Raw genomic sequence first — 14,923 nt, forward strand, 5'->3', positions numbered from 1 at the left:
GTCCTGGCTGTACCTGTCAAATCCGTGTGCGTTTTCTTACTACCGTTGCACACGGTGCTGCGGGCGCAGCCGGCGCCCGGCCTTCTCCGCGCCCTCTTTTCGAAGAGGGAGCAAACGAAATTGCAGAACCCGGGCGAAATCGAGTCGCGGGAATGAGTTCGTATGTCTCCACCGTCATTGCGAGGAGCGATAGCGACGAAGCAATCCATATCGCTGCGAGTTGAGATCTGGATTGCTTCGCTTCGCTCGCAATGACGGTACTACGCCGGCACCCGGTGCAGCGCGCAGAGCTTGTTGCCGTCGGGATCGCGCAAATAGGCGATGTAGAGCTTCACGCCGCTGCCTTCGCGGATGCCCGGCGGGTCTTCGCAGGTGGTGCCGCCATGGGCGAGGCCCGCGGCATGAAAGGCGTTGGCGGCGTCGACGGAATCGGCGGCGAAGCCGGTGGTGCCGCCATTGGCGAAGGTCGCGGCCTGACCGTTGATCGGCTTGGTCACCGAGAAGGTGCCGGTCTTGGTGCGCCAGAAGATGCGGTGGCGATCGACGCGGCCCGGCGGCACGCCGAGCGTGCCGAGCAGCGCGTCATAGAATGTCTTGGCCTTGTCGAGGTCGTTGGTGCCGATCATGATATGCGAAAACAAGCTTTCCTCCCGAATTTCGCCGCGCGGAAGTGCCCGCTGCCGGCGCTGGTTTGTTTTGCGAGGAACACCGTAGCGGTGCGTGCAAGGCGAGGGAAGAGGCGGGAACGCGCGGCGCCATCAGCGCCGCGCAAGGCCTCATGCTTGGCGCGTGTGGCCCCAGGCTTCGTCCCAGTCGTTGCCGCTCGCGTCGCGGACGCGGCCGTCGGCCTCGAAGAACTTGTTGGGCACCTGAAAGATCGCGAGCATCAGGCCGCCTTGCGGACACCAGGCGACATGCCGGCTGCCGGCCTCACGCCAGATGAACTCGCCGGCCTTGCACTCGATGCCTTGGGCCGGGCCTTCCTTGTCGACGAGGGAGCCTTCGAGCACATAGGTCTGCTCGATATTGACGTGCTCATGGTCGGGCAGAACCGCGCCGGGCGCAAAGCGCATCAGGGCGGTGACCAGGCCGCTGTTGCGATCGAACAGCAGCGTCTTCGCTTCGCAGCCGGGAAAGCGGGTTTTCTGCCACTCCATCTCGGAAGGACGAACCAGGTGGGAATGTTCGTCGGCCCTCGGTGTCACGGCGTCCATGGCGGTGCTCCCTTGATCGGCGTTTTTTGTCATCATAGCAGCCCCGCACGCAGCCGTCAGCACGGGCCTGCTTCCGTCGCGTATGGTGGGCGCAACCCCGGACTGCGCCTATCGCAAACCTTGAGGAGACGAGATGCTTGCCTCGCAGCGCCACTTGTTCGAGATGCCGCGCCAGATCTGCTACCTGAACTCCGCCTCCTACAGCCCGTTGCCGCTGCGGACGCTGCAAGCCGGCCGCGACGCGGTGATGCGCAAGGGCAGGCCCTGGACGCTGGAGGCGGGCTTCGCCAACGCGCAGCACGAGCGCGCCCGAGCTGCAGCCGCACGGTTGATCAACGCGAAAGCAGACGACGTCGCGCTGATCCCGTCGGTCAGCTACGGCGTCGCCACCGCGGCAAGGCTTTTCTCGATTCCCGGTGGAAGCCGGGTCATCGTGCTGGAAAATGACCATTCCTCGCCGGTGCTGGAGTGGCGGCTGCGCGCCGACGCGCTGGATCTTGTCGTCGAGACGATTGGCGAGCCGGACGATGGCGATTGGACGTCGGCAATTCTTGGCGCAATCGAGCGGCCAAATGCTGCGCCGGTCGCGCTGGCATCGATCTCCTCGGTGCACTGGTCGGAGGGCGGCGCGATCGATCTCGAAGCGGTCGGCACGGCGCTACGGCGACAGGGCGCGATCTTTCTCATCGATGCCACGCAGAGCGCCGGCGTGATTGAACTCGACGTATCCAGGCTCGACCCGGATTTTGTGATCTTCCCGACCTACAAATGGCTGCTCGGACCCTATGGGCGCGCCTTCATCTATGTCGCAAGGCGTCATCAAGGCGGCATCCCGCTCGAGCAGACGTCGGCCGGCCGCTGCAACGTCCGCGCCGAGAACGCGGTCTACTTTGCGGACACCGGTTACGTCGACAATGCGCGGCGCTTCGACATGGGCGAGCGCGACCATTTCATCTCGATGGAAATGGCCTCGATCGGCATGGAGATGATGGCGGAGTGGGGCGCGGCTGCGGTGAGGGAACGCGCAGCGATGTTGACGGAGCGCATCGCCAAAGGCTTGCAGGCGATCGGCGTCGGCGTGCCGGACGAAAGATTGCGCGCCCCGCATATCCTTTGTCTGAAGTTTCCGGACGGCATGCCGGCAGGGCTGGTCGGGGAGCTGGCGGCGGAAGGCATCCATGTCGCTTCACGTATCGGGCGGTTGCGCGTCTCGCCTCACGTCTACAACGATGAGAGCGACGCCGACCGGTTTGTCGCTGCGCTGGCTGCGCGGCTACGGGGGTAGGGTGACGCTAGCGCAGGCCCTCGTACACCATGAAGCCGCGGGCAACCTGCAGCTTGCGGATGGCGCGCGGCAGCAGCTTTTCCTGGCGGTGCAGGTAGCGATAGGAAGTGAGGCCGAAATTCTCGAGCTTGCACAGTTCGCTCTCGAACGGCGCAAGCACGCCGGTCAAGCTCACCGGCGCATGGGCGCGCGGGGAGAACGGCAGCAGCAGCAGCTCCAGATGCGCGGTCTCGCCGGTCCCGGATGTGGCGGTGATGCCGGCGATGACAGGCAGGGTTTCCTCGGCGACGACCGCGATCATGTTCTCGATCTCGCGGCGGGTTTCGGGGGTGAAGAGGGCGGAAAAGCTCTGGTCCTTGACGTCGCGGCCGAGCAGGGCGCAGACCCGGGTTCCCGCGACGCGGAAGGGGTAGCCGGCTTCGGCGTCATAGGAGAGCACGAAGATGTCGCCGAGCAGCTCGCGCACCGCTTGAGGCTCGATGGCGCTGCGGTCGGGCGCTGCCGCGGTGCGCCGCATCCTGTCCCAATAGGCGAAAAACTCGCGGCTCGAAGGATGTTTCATGCTGTTGTTCCGCCCTGTGGCCCGCTCGGCGGGACATTTCTGTCCCGATTTCGTGCAAGCGCCTTCCCCTTGGTTGTTGTGCAGGACAGGCTGTGCAGCGTCCATGCCGCGCTACCGGATTCCGGCAATTTGCGCGGCCTTTGCAGCGTTAAGGTAAATTTAACGATGGAGTTGGCGGGGCCGGAATGCCCGAATAAGGTCACAGTCACTCCGGCGCGGACGCTTTCTCCAGGTTGCCGTCCGCGCTTCGTTTACACTGGTGGCGTCAAACAGTTTGGTCAGCGCGCGGGGAGGGGTGGGGATACCCTCTTAAGGCGCGACAAGATCAGCAGTCCAAGGGCGGGTGTTCTCAGCACCCGCCCTTTTTCGTCTTTTTCAGCTCTCTTGCCCCTGACGCGGTGCAGCACATCGCCCGCCCTTGTGCACTTGCACAATGCGGCCAAAGCCGCCTATCTGAGCGGGTCACCCGCCGAGAAGGCTGCCGTTCCCTTGCAATCCGTCCCCGCACATCAGCCGCCGCCGCACGAGCCGATCCTGACGCTGCCGGGCGCGCTGACCGCCTATGTGGCGCTGATCGCGGCCATCCATCTGCGCACGTTCCTGCCGCCCGAGGCGGAGAACTGGACCATCGACGTGTTCGGCTTCATCCCGCGCCGCTACGATTCCAACGTGCTGCAGATCTACTTTCCCGGCGGGGCGGGAGCGAAAGTCTGGACTTTCGTCACCTATTCGCTGCTGCACGCCAGTCTCAGCCACATCTTCTTCAACATACTCTGGTTGCTGCCCTTCGGCAGCGCGCTGGCGCGGCGCTTCGGCAGCGTTCGTTTCTTCGTGTTCATGGCCGTGACGGCGGCGGCCGGCGCGCTCGCCCATCTTGTCACCCACGAGCATGCGATCGCACCGATGATCGGCGCATCGGCCTCGGTGTCGGGCGCGATGGCGGCTGCCATCCGCTTTGCCTTCGTCAAGGGCAGCTTCCTGTCCTTCAGCCGGGGCGATGCCGACGAAGCCGCAAGGGTGCCCGCGCTGTCGTTGTGGCGGGCGCTGCAAAATCCGCGCGTGCTCGCCTTCCTCGCGGTGTGGTTCGGCGTCAACATCGTGTTCGGCCTCGGCTCGATCTCGGTCGGCGCGGAGGGCGCCAGCGTGGCGTGGCAGGCGCATATCGGCGGTTTCATCGCCGGATTGATGCTGTTCTCGCTGTTCGACCCGGTGCCGCGTGCGCCGGCGGCAGCGGATGCCCCGTCGCGGGACATCTGAGCGCGCTTGCGGGAAGCGGCGATTTCATCCATCATTCGCCGACGGCGAGACGCAATACGAAGCCGGCCTGTACAAGCGAATGGCCGAGCCTGCCCGCCGTGTCCGCAATCAATCGGGCAAGAAACTGTTTTTTGAAGACTCGCGAACGTGGTCGCTCCCGGCTTTTTTGGGGCGCGACAGGGATTCAGGGAGACGACAATGACGGTACGCGCGATCCTCGACACCAAGGGCCATCACGTGCAGAGCGTCGAGCCGGGCACAAAGCTCGCCGATGCGATCAGGATCCTGAGCCAGCGCCGCATCGGCGCCCTGCTGGTGCTGGACCAGGGCCGCATCGAGGGAATTCTGTCCGAGCGCGACATCGTACGCGTGCTGGGCGAGCGCGGAGCTTCCGTGCTGGAAGAGCCGGTGAGCTCCGCCATGACGCGCAAGGTGGTGAGCTGCCGGGAAAAGGACACCGTCAGCGCGATGATGGAAGTGATGACCAACGGCAAGTTCCGCCATCTGCCGGTGGTGGAAGACGGCCGGGTGGTCGGCCTGATCTCGATCGGCGACATCGTGAAATGGCGCGTCGGCGAGTACGAGAGCGAGCAGGAAGCGCTGCGCGAATACATCAAGACGGCCTGAGCTTTTTACTCGGCCTTTTCGACCGAAGCGGACGGCTCGGTTGCTGGCGGCGCAAGGATGTGGATCGCCTCCTGGATGGAGTCGATCGCACGTTCGGCCGCGCGTGCGCCGTGTGCGATCAGGTCGTCGGCGCGGTGGAAATCGAACCAGCCGATCTGGCCGACGCGCGGCGAGATCAACAGGTCCGGCGGATCGCCGGCGAGTCGCGCGCGGGTGATGCGGTCCTGCATGATGTTGAAGGCGTCGACCATGACGGAGGAGATGCCGGGCCGCGCGGCGCTGCCGAAGAATTCGCGCTTCATGGTGCGCTCGGCGGAGAACAGCCTGCGCAGGCCGCGCTTGGGCGCCTCCGCTTCCGGGGTGACCTCCGGCTCGGGCGTCACGACAGACGGACCGTGGGCGTAGACGGTGGTGCCGTGGGCAAACACGTCGCTGGAGACGTTGGCGGCGATCACGATCTCCGCGCCGAAGGCGCGCGCGGCCGAGACCGGCACCGGATTGACCAGCGCGCCGTCGACCAGCCAGCGGTCGCCGACCAGCACCGGCGAGAAAATGCCGGGCAGCGCATAGGAGGCGCGCATCGCTTCGACCATGCGGCCGTGGGTCAGCCAGATCTCGTGGCCGGTGCGCACTTCGGTGGCGACGGTGGCGTATTTGATCGGCAGGTCCTCGATCAGGGTTGGCCCGATGGAGGCTTCAAGCTCCGTGGCAAGCTTGGTGCCGCCGATCAGGCCGCTGCCGTTGAGGCGGATGTCGAGATAGGAAAAGATATTGCGCGGCTGCAGGCTGCGCGCCCATTCCTCGAGCTTGTCGAGGTGCCCCGCGGCATAGGCGCCGCCGACCACTGCGCCGATCGAAGTGCCGACCACGATGTTGGGAACGATGCCGTGCGCGATCAGGGTGCGCAGCATCCCGATATGGGCAAAGCCGCGCGCCGCACCGCCGCCAAGGGCAAGACCGATCACCGGCCGCCGCGTCGTGCCGAGTCCGACCTTGTCGGGACCCTGTTCAGGGTGGGAATTCCGGCCAATCCAGCTATCGAGCACCGACAATTCTCCTGCCTACGCAACATAATGATGCCGTGCGGCCTGCGCTCCGCCAGTCCAGTGCGTATGCATGGTTTATGCCCGGTGGAAGCGGCCGGGCCGGCACGGCCCGAGAAGGGACTACGACGGCAACGCGACATATTGATTAAGATTGGGGCGGGCTTGAGGTTCCTCAACCCGGCCGATCCGGGGTCACGCAGGCTTGAATTTGCCGCGTTTTCGGTGAAAAGCATGGCCATGATTTGGAGGGGGAAGGGATTAGCCGGCAACGGGCGGGCCGCGGGGCCGGGCGCCGTGCTTTGGCTCGCCTTTTGGCTCCTGCTGGTGCCCGGTCCGGCGTCGGCCCAATTCTTCTCCGACCGTCCGCCGCCGATACCCCCGGCTTCCGTCCCGGACGCCCCGCCGGCAGGGCCGGCCATGAACCTTGCGCCGCCTTCCGGGCCTGCCGCAGGTCCCAACCTGCCGCCGACGCTGACCCAGCCCGGTCTCGCCCAGCCCTCGATCACCAATGCGCCGGCTGCGCTGCCGCCGCCGGGCGCCTCCACCGCAGGGCAGGCCGTACTGTCGCTGACGGCAAGATTCGGCAAGGAACTGCCCGTCATCACCAGCGGCCTGGTGTGGCGGGTGTTCGCCGACAAGCCGGACGAGACCGGTACGTTCAAGCTGATCCGCGAGGAGCGCGGCGCCACGCCCAATATCGTGCTGCCGCCCGGCAGCTACGTCGTCCACGTCGCGCTCGGCCTCGTCAGCGCCACGCGCGCGGTGACGCTGAAATCCGAGACCGACCGCGAGGCCTTCATCCTGCCCGCAGGCGGCCTGCGCATCGAAGGCCGTGTCGGCACCAGCAAGATCCCGCCGAACCAGATTTCGTTCTCGATATACAAGGGCAGCCAGTTCGAGACGGCCGAGCGCTCCTCGCTGATCCCCAACGTCGCGGCCGGCGACGTCGCGCTGCTGCCGGAGGGCACCTACTACATCATCTCCAACTACGGCGACGCCAACTCGGTGGTGCGCTCCGACATCCGCGTGGCGGCGGGCAAGCTGACCGACGTCATCATCACCCATCGCGCCGCCGTCATCACGCTCAAGCTGGTCAGCGACAAGGGCGGCGAGGCGCTCGCCAACACCGCATGGTCGGTGATCACGCCCGGCGGCGACGTCATCAAGGAATCGATCGGCGCCTTCCCGCGCGTCGTGCTGTCGGAAGGCGAATACCGCGCCATAGCGAAGAACGAAGGCAAGGTGTTCGAGCGTCCATTCAACGTCGTCAACGGCGTCGACGGCGAGGTTGAAGTCGTCGCGCGCTGACGGCGCACAACCGTTGATCGCTGTCATAGTTTCTAACGCGCACTAACCATCGCGTGACTTAAAACCGTCATAATCGCCGCACGGGCGTCCCGCTCCCGCATTTTTTACATCGCCTTAAGCCGCGCCGCTTTGGATTTGCCCCGCAGAAGTAAATTTGGGATACGGGGATAATCATGCGTGCGGCCAGCCAACCGTCGAACAGATCGCAGGCGAAGTCAGGCATCGAGGTGTTCGGCGACGTGCCGGTGTTGAAACGCAAGTGGCGAGCGGCGCTCCGCCCCGGCGACGGGCTGCCACGCTATGAAGACGTGATGCTCGGCAGCCTCGGGCGCCTGGCTGATCATATCGCGCTGCTGAAGGATGACGGCGACGGGCTCGCGGTCTCGCGCACCGGCCGCTACTTTCAGCAATGGATCGGCGACGAGCGCTGGGACATTCGGCTGAGCGCGCTGCCGCCCGACTGTGCGGCGGTGCTCGGCGAAGCCGCAGCGCACGCGCTGCAGAACAACAGGCCGTACCTGGCGGCGGCGCATTGCGTGCGTAACGGCCTGGTGCGGACCTATGACGTGCTGGCGCTGCCCACCACCTCGCGCTGGGGCGGCACGTTGGTCGGTGCCTACGTCAACGAGCGCGGGGCGCAGTACAATCTGCTCGACACGATCTTTTCGGCCACCGAAGACGGCGTGCTGTCGCTCGCGACGATTCGCGATGCCGGCGGACGTCCGCATGATTTCCAGATTGTCCATCTCAACGAGGGTGCTGCGCGCTTGCTGCGACAGGATGCGGTGGAGCTGATGTGGCGGCGGCTCGCGGCCGGCGGCAACGTGCTGAGCGCGACCGATGTGCTCGAGCGGCTGCGCGACGTCGTCGACGCCGGCAAGGGCGACCAATTCGAGATCGACAGTGGCGATCGCAGCCTGCGCTTTGGCGTCACCGCTTGCGGCGATATGCTGTCACTGACGGTTTCCGACGTCACGGCGATCAAGCGCCGCGAGGCCTCGTTCCGGCTCTTGTTCGACAACAATCCGATGCCGATGTGGGTGTTCGACGCGAAGACGACCGAATTCCTCGGCGTCAATGACGCCGCCGTCCAGCATTACGGCTACGGCCGCGCCGCCTTCCTGCGGATGAAATTGCACGAGATCTGGCCCGAGGACGAATGGGTCACCCACACCCAGGCGTTACAGCAGGTCGGGGACGTCTACAGCTCGGGCCGCGACTGGCGGCACATCAAGGCCGACGGCAGCGAGATTCAGGTGCTGACCTTCGGGCGCCGCGTCGCCTTCGACGGCCGGGACGGCTATCTGGTGGCGGTGGTCGACATCACCGAGCGCCGCAAGACCGAAGCGCGAATTGCGCACATGGCGCATCACGACGGCCTGACCAATCTGCCGAACCGCGATTCCTACCAGGAGCGGTTGCACCAGGCGCTGACGCGCTGCGATCCGCATCGACACGTCGCGGTATTGTGCGTCGATCTCGACCTGTTCAAGAACGTCAACGATGCGTTCGGCCATCCGACCGGCGACCGCCTGCTTACGCAAGTGGCCGAGCGGCTTCGCGCCGAAGTCCGCGGCGAAAACATCGCGGCCCGACTCGGCGGTGACGAGTTCGCCATCGTGCTCGCCTCCGGCGTTTCGCCCAACGAGGCCAGCGACTTTGCCGACCGGCTGATCGCGGTGTTGAGTGCGCACTACGACATTGACGGAATCGAGGTCGTGGTCGGCGCCAGCATCGGCATCGCGCTGTCGCCCGGCGACGGCGTCACGCCGGAAGAGCTGATGCGCAATGCCGATATGGCGCTGTACCGCGCCAAGTCGGACGGCGGCGGCGTGCATCGCTTTTTCGAACGCGAGATGGATCGGCAGGCGCAGAACCGCCGCGACATGGAACGCGACCTGCGCGCCGCCTTTGCCAATGGCGAGTTCGAGCTGCACTACCAGCCGCTGGTGGATATCGCCGCCAACCGCATCAATGGCTTTGAATCGCTGCTGCGCTGGCGCCATCCCGACAGGGGAACGGTGTCGCCGGCGGAATTCATTCCGGTCGCCGAGGACATCGGGCTGATCGTGGCCATCGGCGAGTGGGTGTTGCGCGAGGCCTGCACTGAAGCGGCAAGATGGCCAGAGGAGATCAAGGTCGCCGTCAACCTGTCGCCGGTCCAGTTCCGCAGCCGCAATCTCGTGCAGGCCGTGGTTTCGGCACTGGCATATTCCGGACTGTCGCCGCGCAGGCTTGAGCTCGAGATCACCGAGTCGGTATTCTTGGCCGAGACCGAAGCCAACCTCGCCATGCTGCATCAGTTGCGCGAACTCGGTGTCGGCATCTCCATGGACGATTTCGGAACGGGCTATTCCAGCCTCAGCTATCTCCGCAGCTTCCCGTTCGACAAGATCAAGATCGACCGTTCCTTCGTGAAGGATCTGGCCAGGCGCAGCGATTGCGTAGCGATCGTGCGCGCGATCTCCGGGCTCGGCCGCAGCCTGAACATCACGACCACGGCGGAAGGCGTCGAGACCGCCGACCAACTCGACTGGTTGCGCGCAGAGGGCTGCAATGAGGTGCAGGGCTTCTTGTTCAGCGCTGCCCGGCCGGCCGGCGAGATCATTGGGCTGCTGAATGATTTCAGCCAGCGGGCGTCCGAAGCGGCGTGAACCCTCGATCAGTTCTGCTGGAAAGCGTCGTAGACGAGCTTCTTGAAGGCAGGCGTGATACGTCCGCGTTCGTTCTGGGTCTGCTCAAGCATGATGTAGACCATGTCGAGCTTGGGATCGATGCCGAAATAGGTGCCGCTGCCGGAATCCCATTTCAGTTCGCCGATCGAGCCGGGCGGCGGCGGCTTTGCATCTCCGGGTTCGATCCGCACGCCGATTCCCAGTCCGTAGCCGAAGCCGTCGCCGGGGAAATAGAAATAATCGCGGTCGACGCCGGAGCCCGGCCCGATCTGATCCGTGGTTATGGCCTTGAACGAGGCGGGGCTGAGATAGCGCTTGCCGTCCACTTTGCCGCCATCGAGGAGCATCTGCGCGAAACGGGCGTAGTCCTTGATGGTGGTGAGTAGCCCGCCGCCGCCGGATTCCCACGCGGGATGAGCGAGGCGTTCGCGTTCGGCGTCGAGCAGGATCGCGTCGGTGGGCAAGGGCCTTGCCATTCGCGCCAGCTCATCGGGCGCAGTCAGCACGAACTTGGTGCTGGTCATGCCGAGCGGAATAAAGATTCGCTGCTTCATGAATTCGTAGAGCGTCTGCCCGGAGATGACCTCGATGACCCGGCCAAGGATGTCGGTCGAATGCCCATAGCGCCACAGCGTGCCGGGTTGTCGCGCCAGCGGCAATCTGGCGATGCGCTCGGCGAACTCCTTGTTGTCGAACGTGCCGGCGAAGATGTGCGCGTCCTGATAAGCCTTCTCGATCCACTTGCCGCCGATATAGTCGTAGGTGATCCCGGAGGTGTGGCGCATCAGGTCCAGGATCGTGACGGGACGGGCCGGAGGCACCAGCTCGACCGAGACCGTGCCGTCGGGCTTGGTGACCTCCATTCCCACCTTCACGCTCGCAAAGGACGGAATGTATTTCGACAAGGGATCGTCGAGCGCCAGCTTGCCGTCGTCGATCAGCAGCATCGCGGCGAGGCTGGTGATCGGCTTGGTCATGGAATGGATGGCAAAGATCGTGTCCGGGCTCATCGGAGTCCCGGTCTTGACGTCCTGTACGCCAAAGGTCTTCAGGTAGAGCGGGCTGCCATGCTGCTGGATCAGGATCACGGCACCCGGGAGCTTGCCGGTCGAGGCCTCGTTGGCGAAGAAAGCCGTGATGGCCTCCAGCCTGGCCGGTGCGGGGGCGCCGGCGGCGCGGGTCTGACCGGATGCGCCGCTGGTCAGCGAGCCGGATACGACGATTGCAGTGAGGACGACGCCTAGGCGCTTCATCCCAGTTCCTCCCGCTGGACGTGTTCCGATCAAGACCGGAAGGAGCCGTGTCCGTCAATCGGACGGAAGGGCCTAAAACCGCGTCACGATGTCCGACAGCGCCGGGCGGGGGCGGTCTTCGCTGGGCCTGGTCACGTTGCCGATGTGAATGAGGCCGACGAGCTTCTCTTCCGGCTTCAGGCCAAAACCGTCGAGCACGTCGCGGTCGAGGGCGAACCATCCCGTCAGCCAGCAGGCGCCGTAGCCGAGCGCGGTGGCGGCGGTGACGATGTTCATGGCGCTGGCGCCGGCGGACAGCTCCTGCTCCCAGGCCGGCACCTTCGGATGCGGTTTGGTGAAGCTGACGACGCCGATCACCAGCGGCGCGTCGGTGAGGCGCTTCTTCTCCACCTCGATCTCGGCGGCGGAGGCTTGCGGATTCTTCCTGGCGAACACCCCGGCGATGATGTCGCCGGCACGGACGCGCGCATCGCCCTCGAACACGATGAAGCGCCAGGGCGCGAGCTTGCCGTGGTCGGGCACGCGCGCGCCGATGGTCAGGATGGTCTCGAGGTCGGCGGGCGAGGGGCCCGGACCGGTCATCTCGCGTGGCTTCATCGAGCGGCGGGTTTTCAGAAGTTCGATCGCGTCAGGCATTGAGAACCGTAGGTTTTGGCGGACTGTTGCAGATATCTGTATCTGCGAGGCGATGGCAAGTCGCTCCTCTTTATTTGCATTCCAAACTGGCAGGAGGGCTGCCGCTTGATCCCGCGCAAGGCGCGGCCTGGCGCGGCCGATATGCTGCCACGTATCGCCTTCCTTTCGGAGGTCCGCCATGTCCAAGAAGCTTGAGTTGAACGTCGTGCGTCTGGCGCCCGAGTTGGCTACCCATGTCGACGTCTGGGCTGCCGCCCACGATTTCGATCGGGCGGACGCCATTCCACGCCTGGTCGAGCTCGGCCTGAGGGCGGAAGCGGGGATCGCCGCGGCGCAGCACGGCCACCACGACGATGTTGCGATCGAAATCGAGGCGACCAGCCAGATCGGGCTGTTGATCGACCCGGAAACGCCGGAAGAAGAGCGCGAGCGGCGGATTCACCGGCTGACCGAGGGCCCGCCGGAATTCGTCGCCTTCCGCCTCGACCTGCCGGGGCGCCGGCTGCACTGAGCGTCAGGTCCGTCCGCGCGCCCGCTTGACGTCCGGCGGCGTCGCCTCGTCGACCAGCGCTGCGATCGCGTCCTCGGTCGGCAGCACCTTCTGGCCCTCGCTGCCGAGGCGGCGCACCGAGACCGAATGCGTCTCGGCCTCCTTGCGGCCGACCGCCAGGATCGCCGGGATCTTCGCCAGCGAATGTTCGCGGACCTTGTAGTTGATCTTCTCGTTGCGCAGGTCGATCTCGGCCCGCAACCCCGCGCGCCGCAATGCCTCCAACACCTGCCTGGCGTAGTCGTCCGCTTCCGAGGTGATGGTGGTGACGACCGCCTGCACCGGCGCGAGCCAGAGCGGGAAGCTGCCGGCATAGTGCTCGATCAGGATGCCGATGAAGCGCTCCATCGAGCCGCAGATCGCGCGATGCACCATGACCGGCACCTTCTTGCCGCCGTCGGCGTCGATGTAGAAGGCGCCGAAACGCTCCGGCAAGTTGAAGTCGACCTGCGTGGTGCCGCATTGCCAGTCGCGGCCGATGGCGTCGCGCAGAACATACTCGAATTTCGGGCCGTAGAAGGCGCCTTCGCCCGGGTTGATCGCGGTCTTGATGTTGCTTCGCTGGGTCTCGATCTCGCGCAGCACAGTCGCCATCACGCGCTCGGCATGCTCCCACATCTCGTCGGTGCCGACACGTTTCTCCGGCTTGGTCGAGAGCTTGATGGTGAGGTCGCCGGTGAAGCCGAAATCCTCATAGACCGACAGGATCAGGTCGTTGATCTTGAGGCACTCCTCGGCGAGCTGCTCCTCCGTGCAGAAGATATGCGCGTCGTCCTGGGTGAAGCCGCGCACGCGCATGAGGCCGTGCATGGCGCCCGACGGCTCGTAGCGATGCACCACGCCGAATTCGGCGAGGCGCAGCGGCAGGTCGCGATAGCTCTTCAGGCCGTGCTTGAAGATCTGCACATGGCCGGGGCAGTTCATCGGCTTCAGCGCAAACCAGCGCTTGTCCTCGGCCTCGTCGCCGGCGGACTGCGCCGCGAACATGTTCTCGCGATACCAGTCCCAGTGGCCCGAGGTCTCCCACAGCGCCTTGTCGAGGATCTGCGGCGCGTTGACCTCGTCGTAGTCGCCGGTCAGGCGGCGGCGCATGTACGCGATGACCTGCTGGAAGACGGTCCAGCCTTTCGGGTGCCAGAACACGACGCCCGGGCCCTCCTCCTGGAAGTGGAAGAGGTCGAGCTCGCGGCCGAGCCTCCGGTGGTCGCGCTTCTCGGCTTCCTCGATCTGCTTGAGGTAGGCATCGAGCTCGTCCTGCTTGGCAAAAGCCGTGCCGTAGATGCGGGTCAGCATCGGATTGCTGGAATCGCCGCGCCAATAGGCGCCGGCCACCTTCATCAGCTTGAAGGCGTTCCCGATCTTGCCGGTCGAGGTCATGTGCGGGCCGCGGCAGAGATCGAACCAGTCTCCCTGGAAATAGATCTTGATCGGCTCGTCACCCGGGATGGCGTCGACCAGCTCGACCTTGAAGTTTTCGCCCTTGTCGCGGAACACCTGCTTGGTCTTGGCGCGGTCCCACACCTCCTTGGTGAAGGGCTGGTCGCGCGCGATGATCTCGCGCATCTTCTTTTCGATCGCGGCAAAGTCTTCCGGCGTGAACGGCTCGTTGCGGAAGAAGTCGTAGTAGAAGCCGTTCTCGATCACGGGACCGATGGTGACCTGCGTGCCCGGCCACAGCGACTGCACGGCCTCCGCCAGCACATGCGCGCAGTCGTGCCGGATCAACTCCAGCGCGCGCGCATCCTCGCGGGCGACGAACTCGATCTTCGCGTCGTTCTCGATGGGGTCGTTGAGGTCAGAGAGCGTGCCATCCAGCGCCATCGCCACGGTGCGCTTGGCAAGCGAGGGCGAGATGCCCTTGGCGATCTCGAAGCCGGTGATGCCTCTGGGGAATTCGCGCCTGGCGCCGTCGGGGAAGGTGACGTTGACCTTGTTCAAGGGCTCGGCGGGCTTGAGATTCGTAAGGGAATATTTGAAGTCGCTCATCAGTTTCTCCTGTGGCTCACTCCTGCGGACCAACGCAGGTAAGCGGGAACTGGGGTGGGTATAGCAGGCGATTCGGCGCGTGCAATCGATGTTTCTGGTGAAATTCAGCGTGAAACATGACCGTTTAATGGGGCTGCCCGTGAAGGGGGTGGCTCTCCGTGGCGGAAGGGGATTCATGCCTGACTGCAGATTTGTGACATCACCGTTCCTTTGAGATTTCCGACAGCAACGGTTGCCGCGGGCCCGGCCGCTTGTTAGCGTTTTCATGCGGTTTGGCCGCGGCTGGTCTGAAGCCCTCCCATGATGTTGCACGCAATCATCCTCGTCGTTCTCGTCCTGTTCGGCGCGCCGGCGTCGGCGGCGCCTGACGTCGTGCGGCGAGTGCCGGTATCGAGGGCGGCGCCGCCGATGGCGTTCTATGTCGTCAAGGGCGCGCCCGATGCCTGCGGCCGCGGCTGCGACAGCTGGATTGCGATGGAGGGGCAGGTCGACGGCGCTGCCGCATCCCGTTTCAGGAAATTCCT

The 14,923-nt window shown here is 65.1% G+C and carries 13 protein-coding genes and 1 pseudogene; 7 read left to right on the plus strand and 7 right to left on the minus strand.

Annotation, left to right across the window (positions count from 1 at the left end; genetic code table 11):
- Positions 1-260: 260 nt before the first annotated feature.
- Entirely contained in the window at positions 261-641 is a 381-nt protein-coding gene (locus tag ACT4OC_RS27700; protein ID WP_444842240.1) for a VOC family protein, read from the minus strand.
- A 135-nt stretch (positions 642-776) separates the two neighbouring features.
- On the minus strand, positions 777-1,214 hold the full coding sequence (locus tag ACT4OC_RS27705; RefSeq protein WP_444842241.1) for a cupin domain-containing protein: 438 nt from the start codon (positions 1,212-1,214) through the stop codon (positions 777-779).
- Between the two features lie 133 nt (positions 1,215-1,347).
- On the opposite strand from ACT4OC_RS27705, the gene ACT4OC_RS27710 reads away from it, so the two are divergent.
- Entirely contained in the window at positions 1,348-2,499 is a 1,152-nt protein-coding gene (locus ACT4OC_RS27710; RefSeq protein WP_444842242.1) for an aminotransferase class V-fold PLP-dependent enzyme, read from the plus strand.
- Positions 2,500-2,506: 7 nt separating this feature from the next.
- Here ACT4OC_RS27710 and ACT4OC_RS27715 read toward each other — a convergent pair whose 3' ends face one another.
- Positions 2,507-3,061, minus strand: a complete 555-nt coding sequence (locus tag ACT4OC_RS27715) for a PAS domain-containing protein (RefSeq protein WP_444842243.1) — start codon at positions 3,059-3,061, stop codon at positions 2,507-2,509.
- Between the two features lie 489 nt (positions 3,062-3,550).
- On the opposite strand from ACT4OC_RS27715, the gene ACT4OC_RS27720 reads away from it, so the two are divergent.
- Both ACT4OC_RS27720 and ACT4OC_RS27725 read left to right on the plus strand, forming a co-directional pair.
- Positions 3,551-4,318 carry a rhomboid family intramembrane serine protease gene (locus tag ACT4OC_RS27720; protein ID WP_444842244.1) on the plus strand — a complete coding sequence of 256 codons (768 nt, stop codon included), beginning with the start codon at positions 3,551-3,553 and terminating at the stop codon, positions 4,316-4,318.
- Between the two features lie 198 nt (positions 4,319-4,516).
- A complete protein-coding gene (locus tag ACT4OC_RS27725; RefSeq protein ID WP_444842245.1) occupies positions 4,517-4,945 on the plus strand; it encodes a CBS domain-containing protein in 429 nt (142 codons plus the stop codon).
- A gap of 5 nt (positions 4,946-4,950) precedes the next feature.
- Here the strand turns inward: ACT4OC_RS27725 and ACT4OC_RS27730 are convergent, their stop codons facing one another.
- A complete protein-coding gene (locus tag ACT4OC_RS27730; RefSeq protein WP_444842246.1) occupies positions 4,951-5,991 on the minus strand; it encodes a patatin-like phospholipase family protein in 1,041 nt (346 codons plus the stop codon).
- 237 nt (positions 5,992-6,228) lie between these two features.
- On the opposite strand from ACT4OC_RS27730, the gene ACT4OC_RS27735 reads away from it, so the two are divergent.
- Together ACT4OC_RS27735 and ACT4OC_RS27740 are read left to right on the plus strand one after the other, a co-directional pair.
- Positions 6,229-7,299 (plus strand): hypothetical protein, encoded by a 1,071-nt coding sequence (locus ACT4OC_RS27735; protein ID WP_444842252.1) that lies wholly within the window; start codon positions 6,229-6,231, stop codon positions 7,297-7,299.
- Between the two features lie 173 nt (positions 7,300-7,472).
- Positions 7,473-9,953, plus strand: a complete 2,481-nt coding sequence (locus ACT4OC_RS27740; RefSeq protein ID WP_444842247.1) for a putative bifunctional diguanylate cyclase/phosphodiesterase — start codon at positions 7,473-7,475, stop codon at positions 9,951-9,953.
- An 8-nt stretch (positions 9,954-9,961) separates the two neighbouring features.
- Here ACT4OC_RS27740 and ACT4OC_RS27745 read toward each other — a convergent pair whose 3' ends face one another.
- Positions 9,962-11,227, minus strand: a complete 1,266-nt coding sequence (locus ACT4OC_RS27745) for a serine hydrolase domain-containing protein (protein ID WP_444842248.1) — start codon at positions 11,225-11,227, stop codon at positions 9,962-9,964.
- A gap of 72 nt (positions 11,228-11,299) precedes the next feature.
- Positions 11,300-11,863, minus strand: coding sequence for a nitroreductase family protein (locus tag ACT4OC_RS27750; RefSeq protein WP_444842249.1), 564 nt, complete (start codon positions 11,861-11,863; stop codon positions 11,300-11,302).
- 178 nt (positions 11,864-12,041) lie between these two features.
- Here ACT4OC_RS27750 and ACT4OC_RS27755 point away from each other — a divergent pair, with 178 nt between their 5' ends.
- Positions 12,042-12,374, plus strand: a complete 333-nt coding sequence (locus ACT4OC_RS27755; RefSeq protein ID WP_444842250.1) for a hypothetical protein — start codon at positions 12,042-12,044, stop codon at positions 12,372-12,374.
- 3 nt (positions 12,375-12,377) lie between these two features.
- On the opposite strand, the gene thrS is transcribed toward ACT4OC_RS27755, so the two are convergent.
- Positions 12,378-14,399, minus strand: a complete 2,022-nt coding sequence (thrS, locus tag ACT4OC_RS27760; protein ID WP_444842251.1) for a threonine--tRNA ligase — start codon at positions 14,397-14,399, stop codon at positions 12,378-12,380.
- A 300-nt stretch (positions 14,400-14,699) separates the two neighbouring features.
- Here thrS and ACT4OC_RS27765 point away from each other — a divergent pair.
- A pseudogene (locus ACT4OC_RS27765) lies at positions 14,700-14,923 on the plus strand (hypothetical protein); the annotation flags it as partial.

Origin of the sequence: Bradyrhizobium sp. (genome assembly GCF_052389815.1) — a bacterium.
Taxonomy (GTDB): domain Bacteria; phylum Pseudomonadota; class Alphaproteobacteria; order Rhizobiales; family Xanthobacteraceae; genus Bradyrhizobium.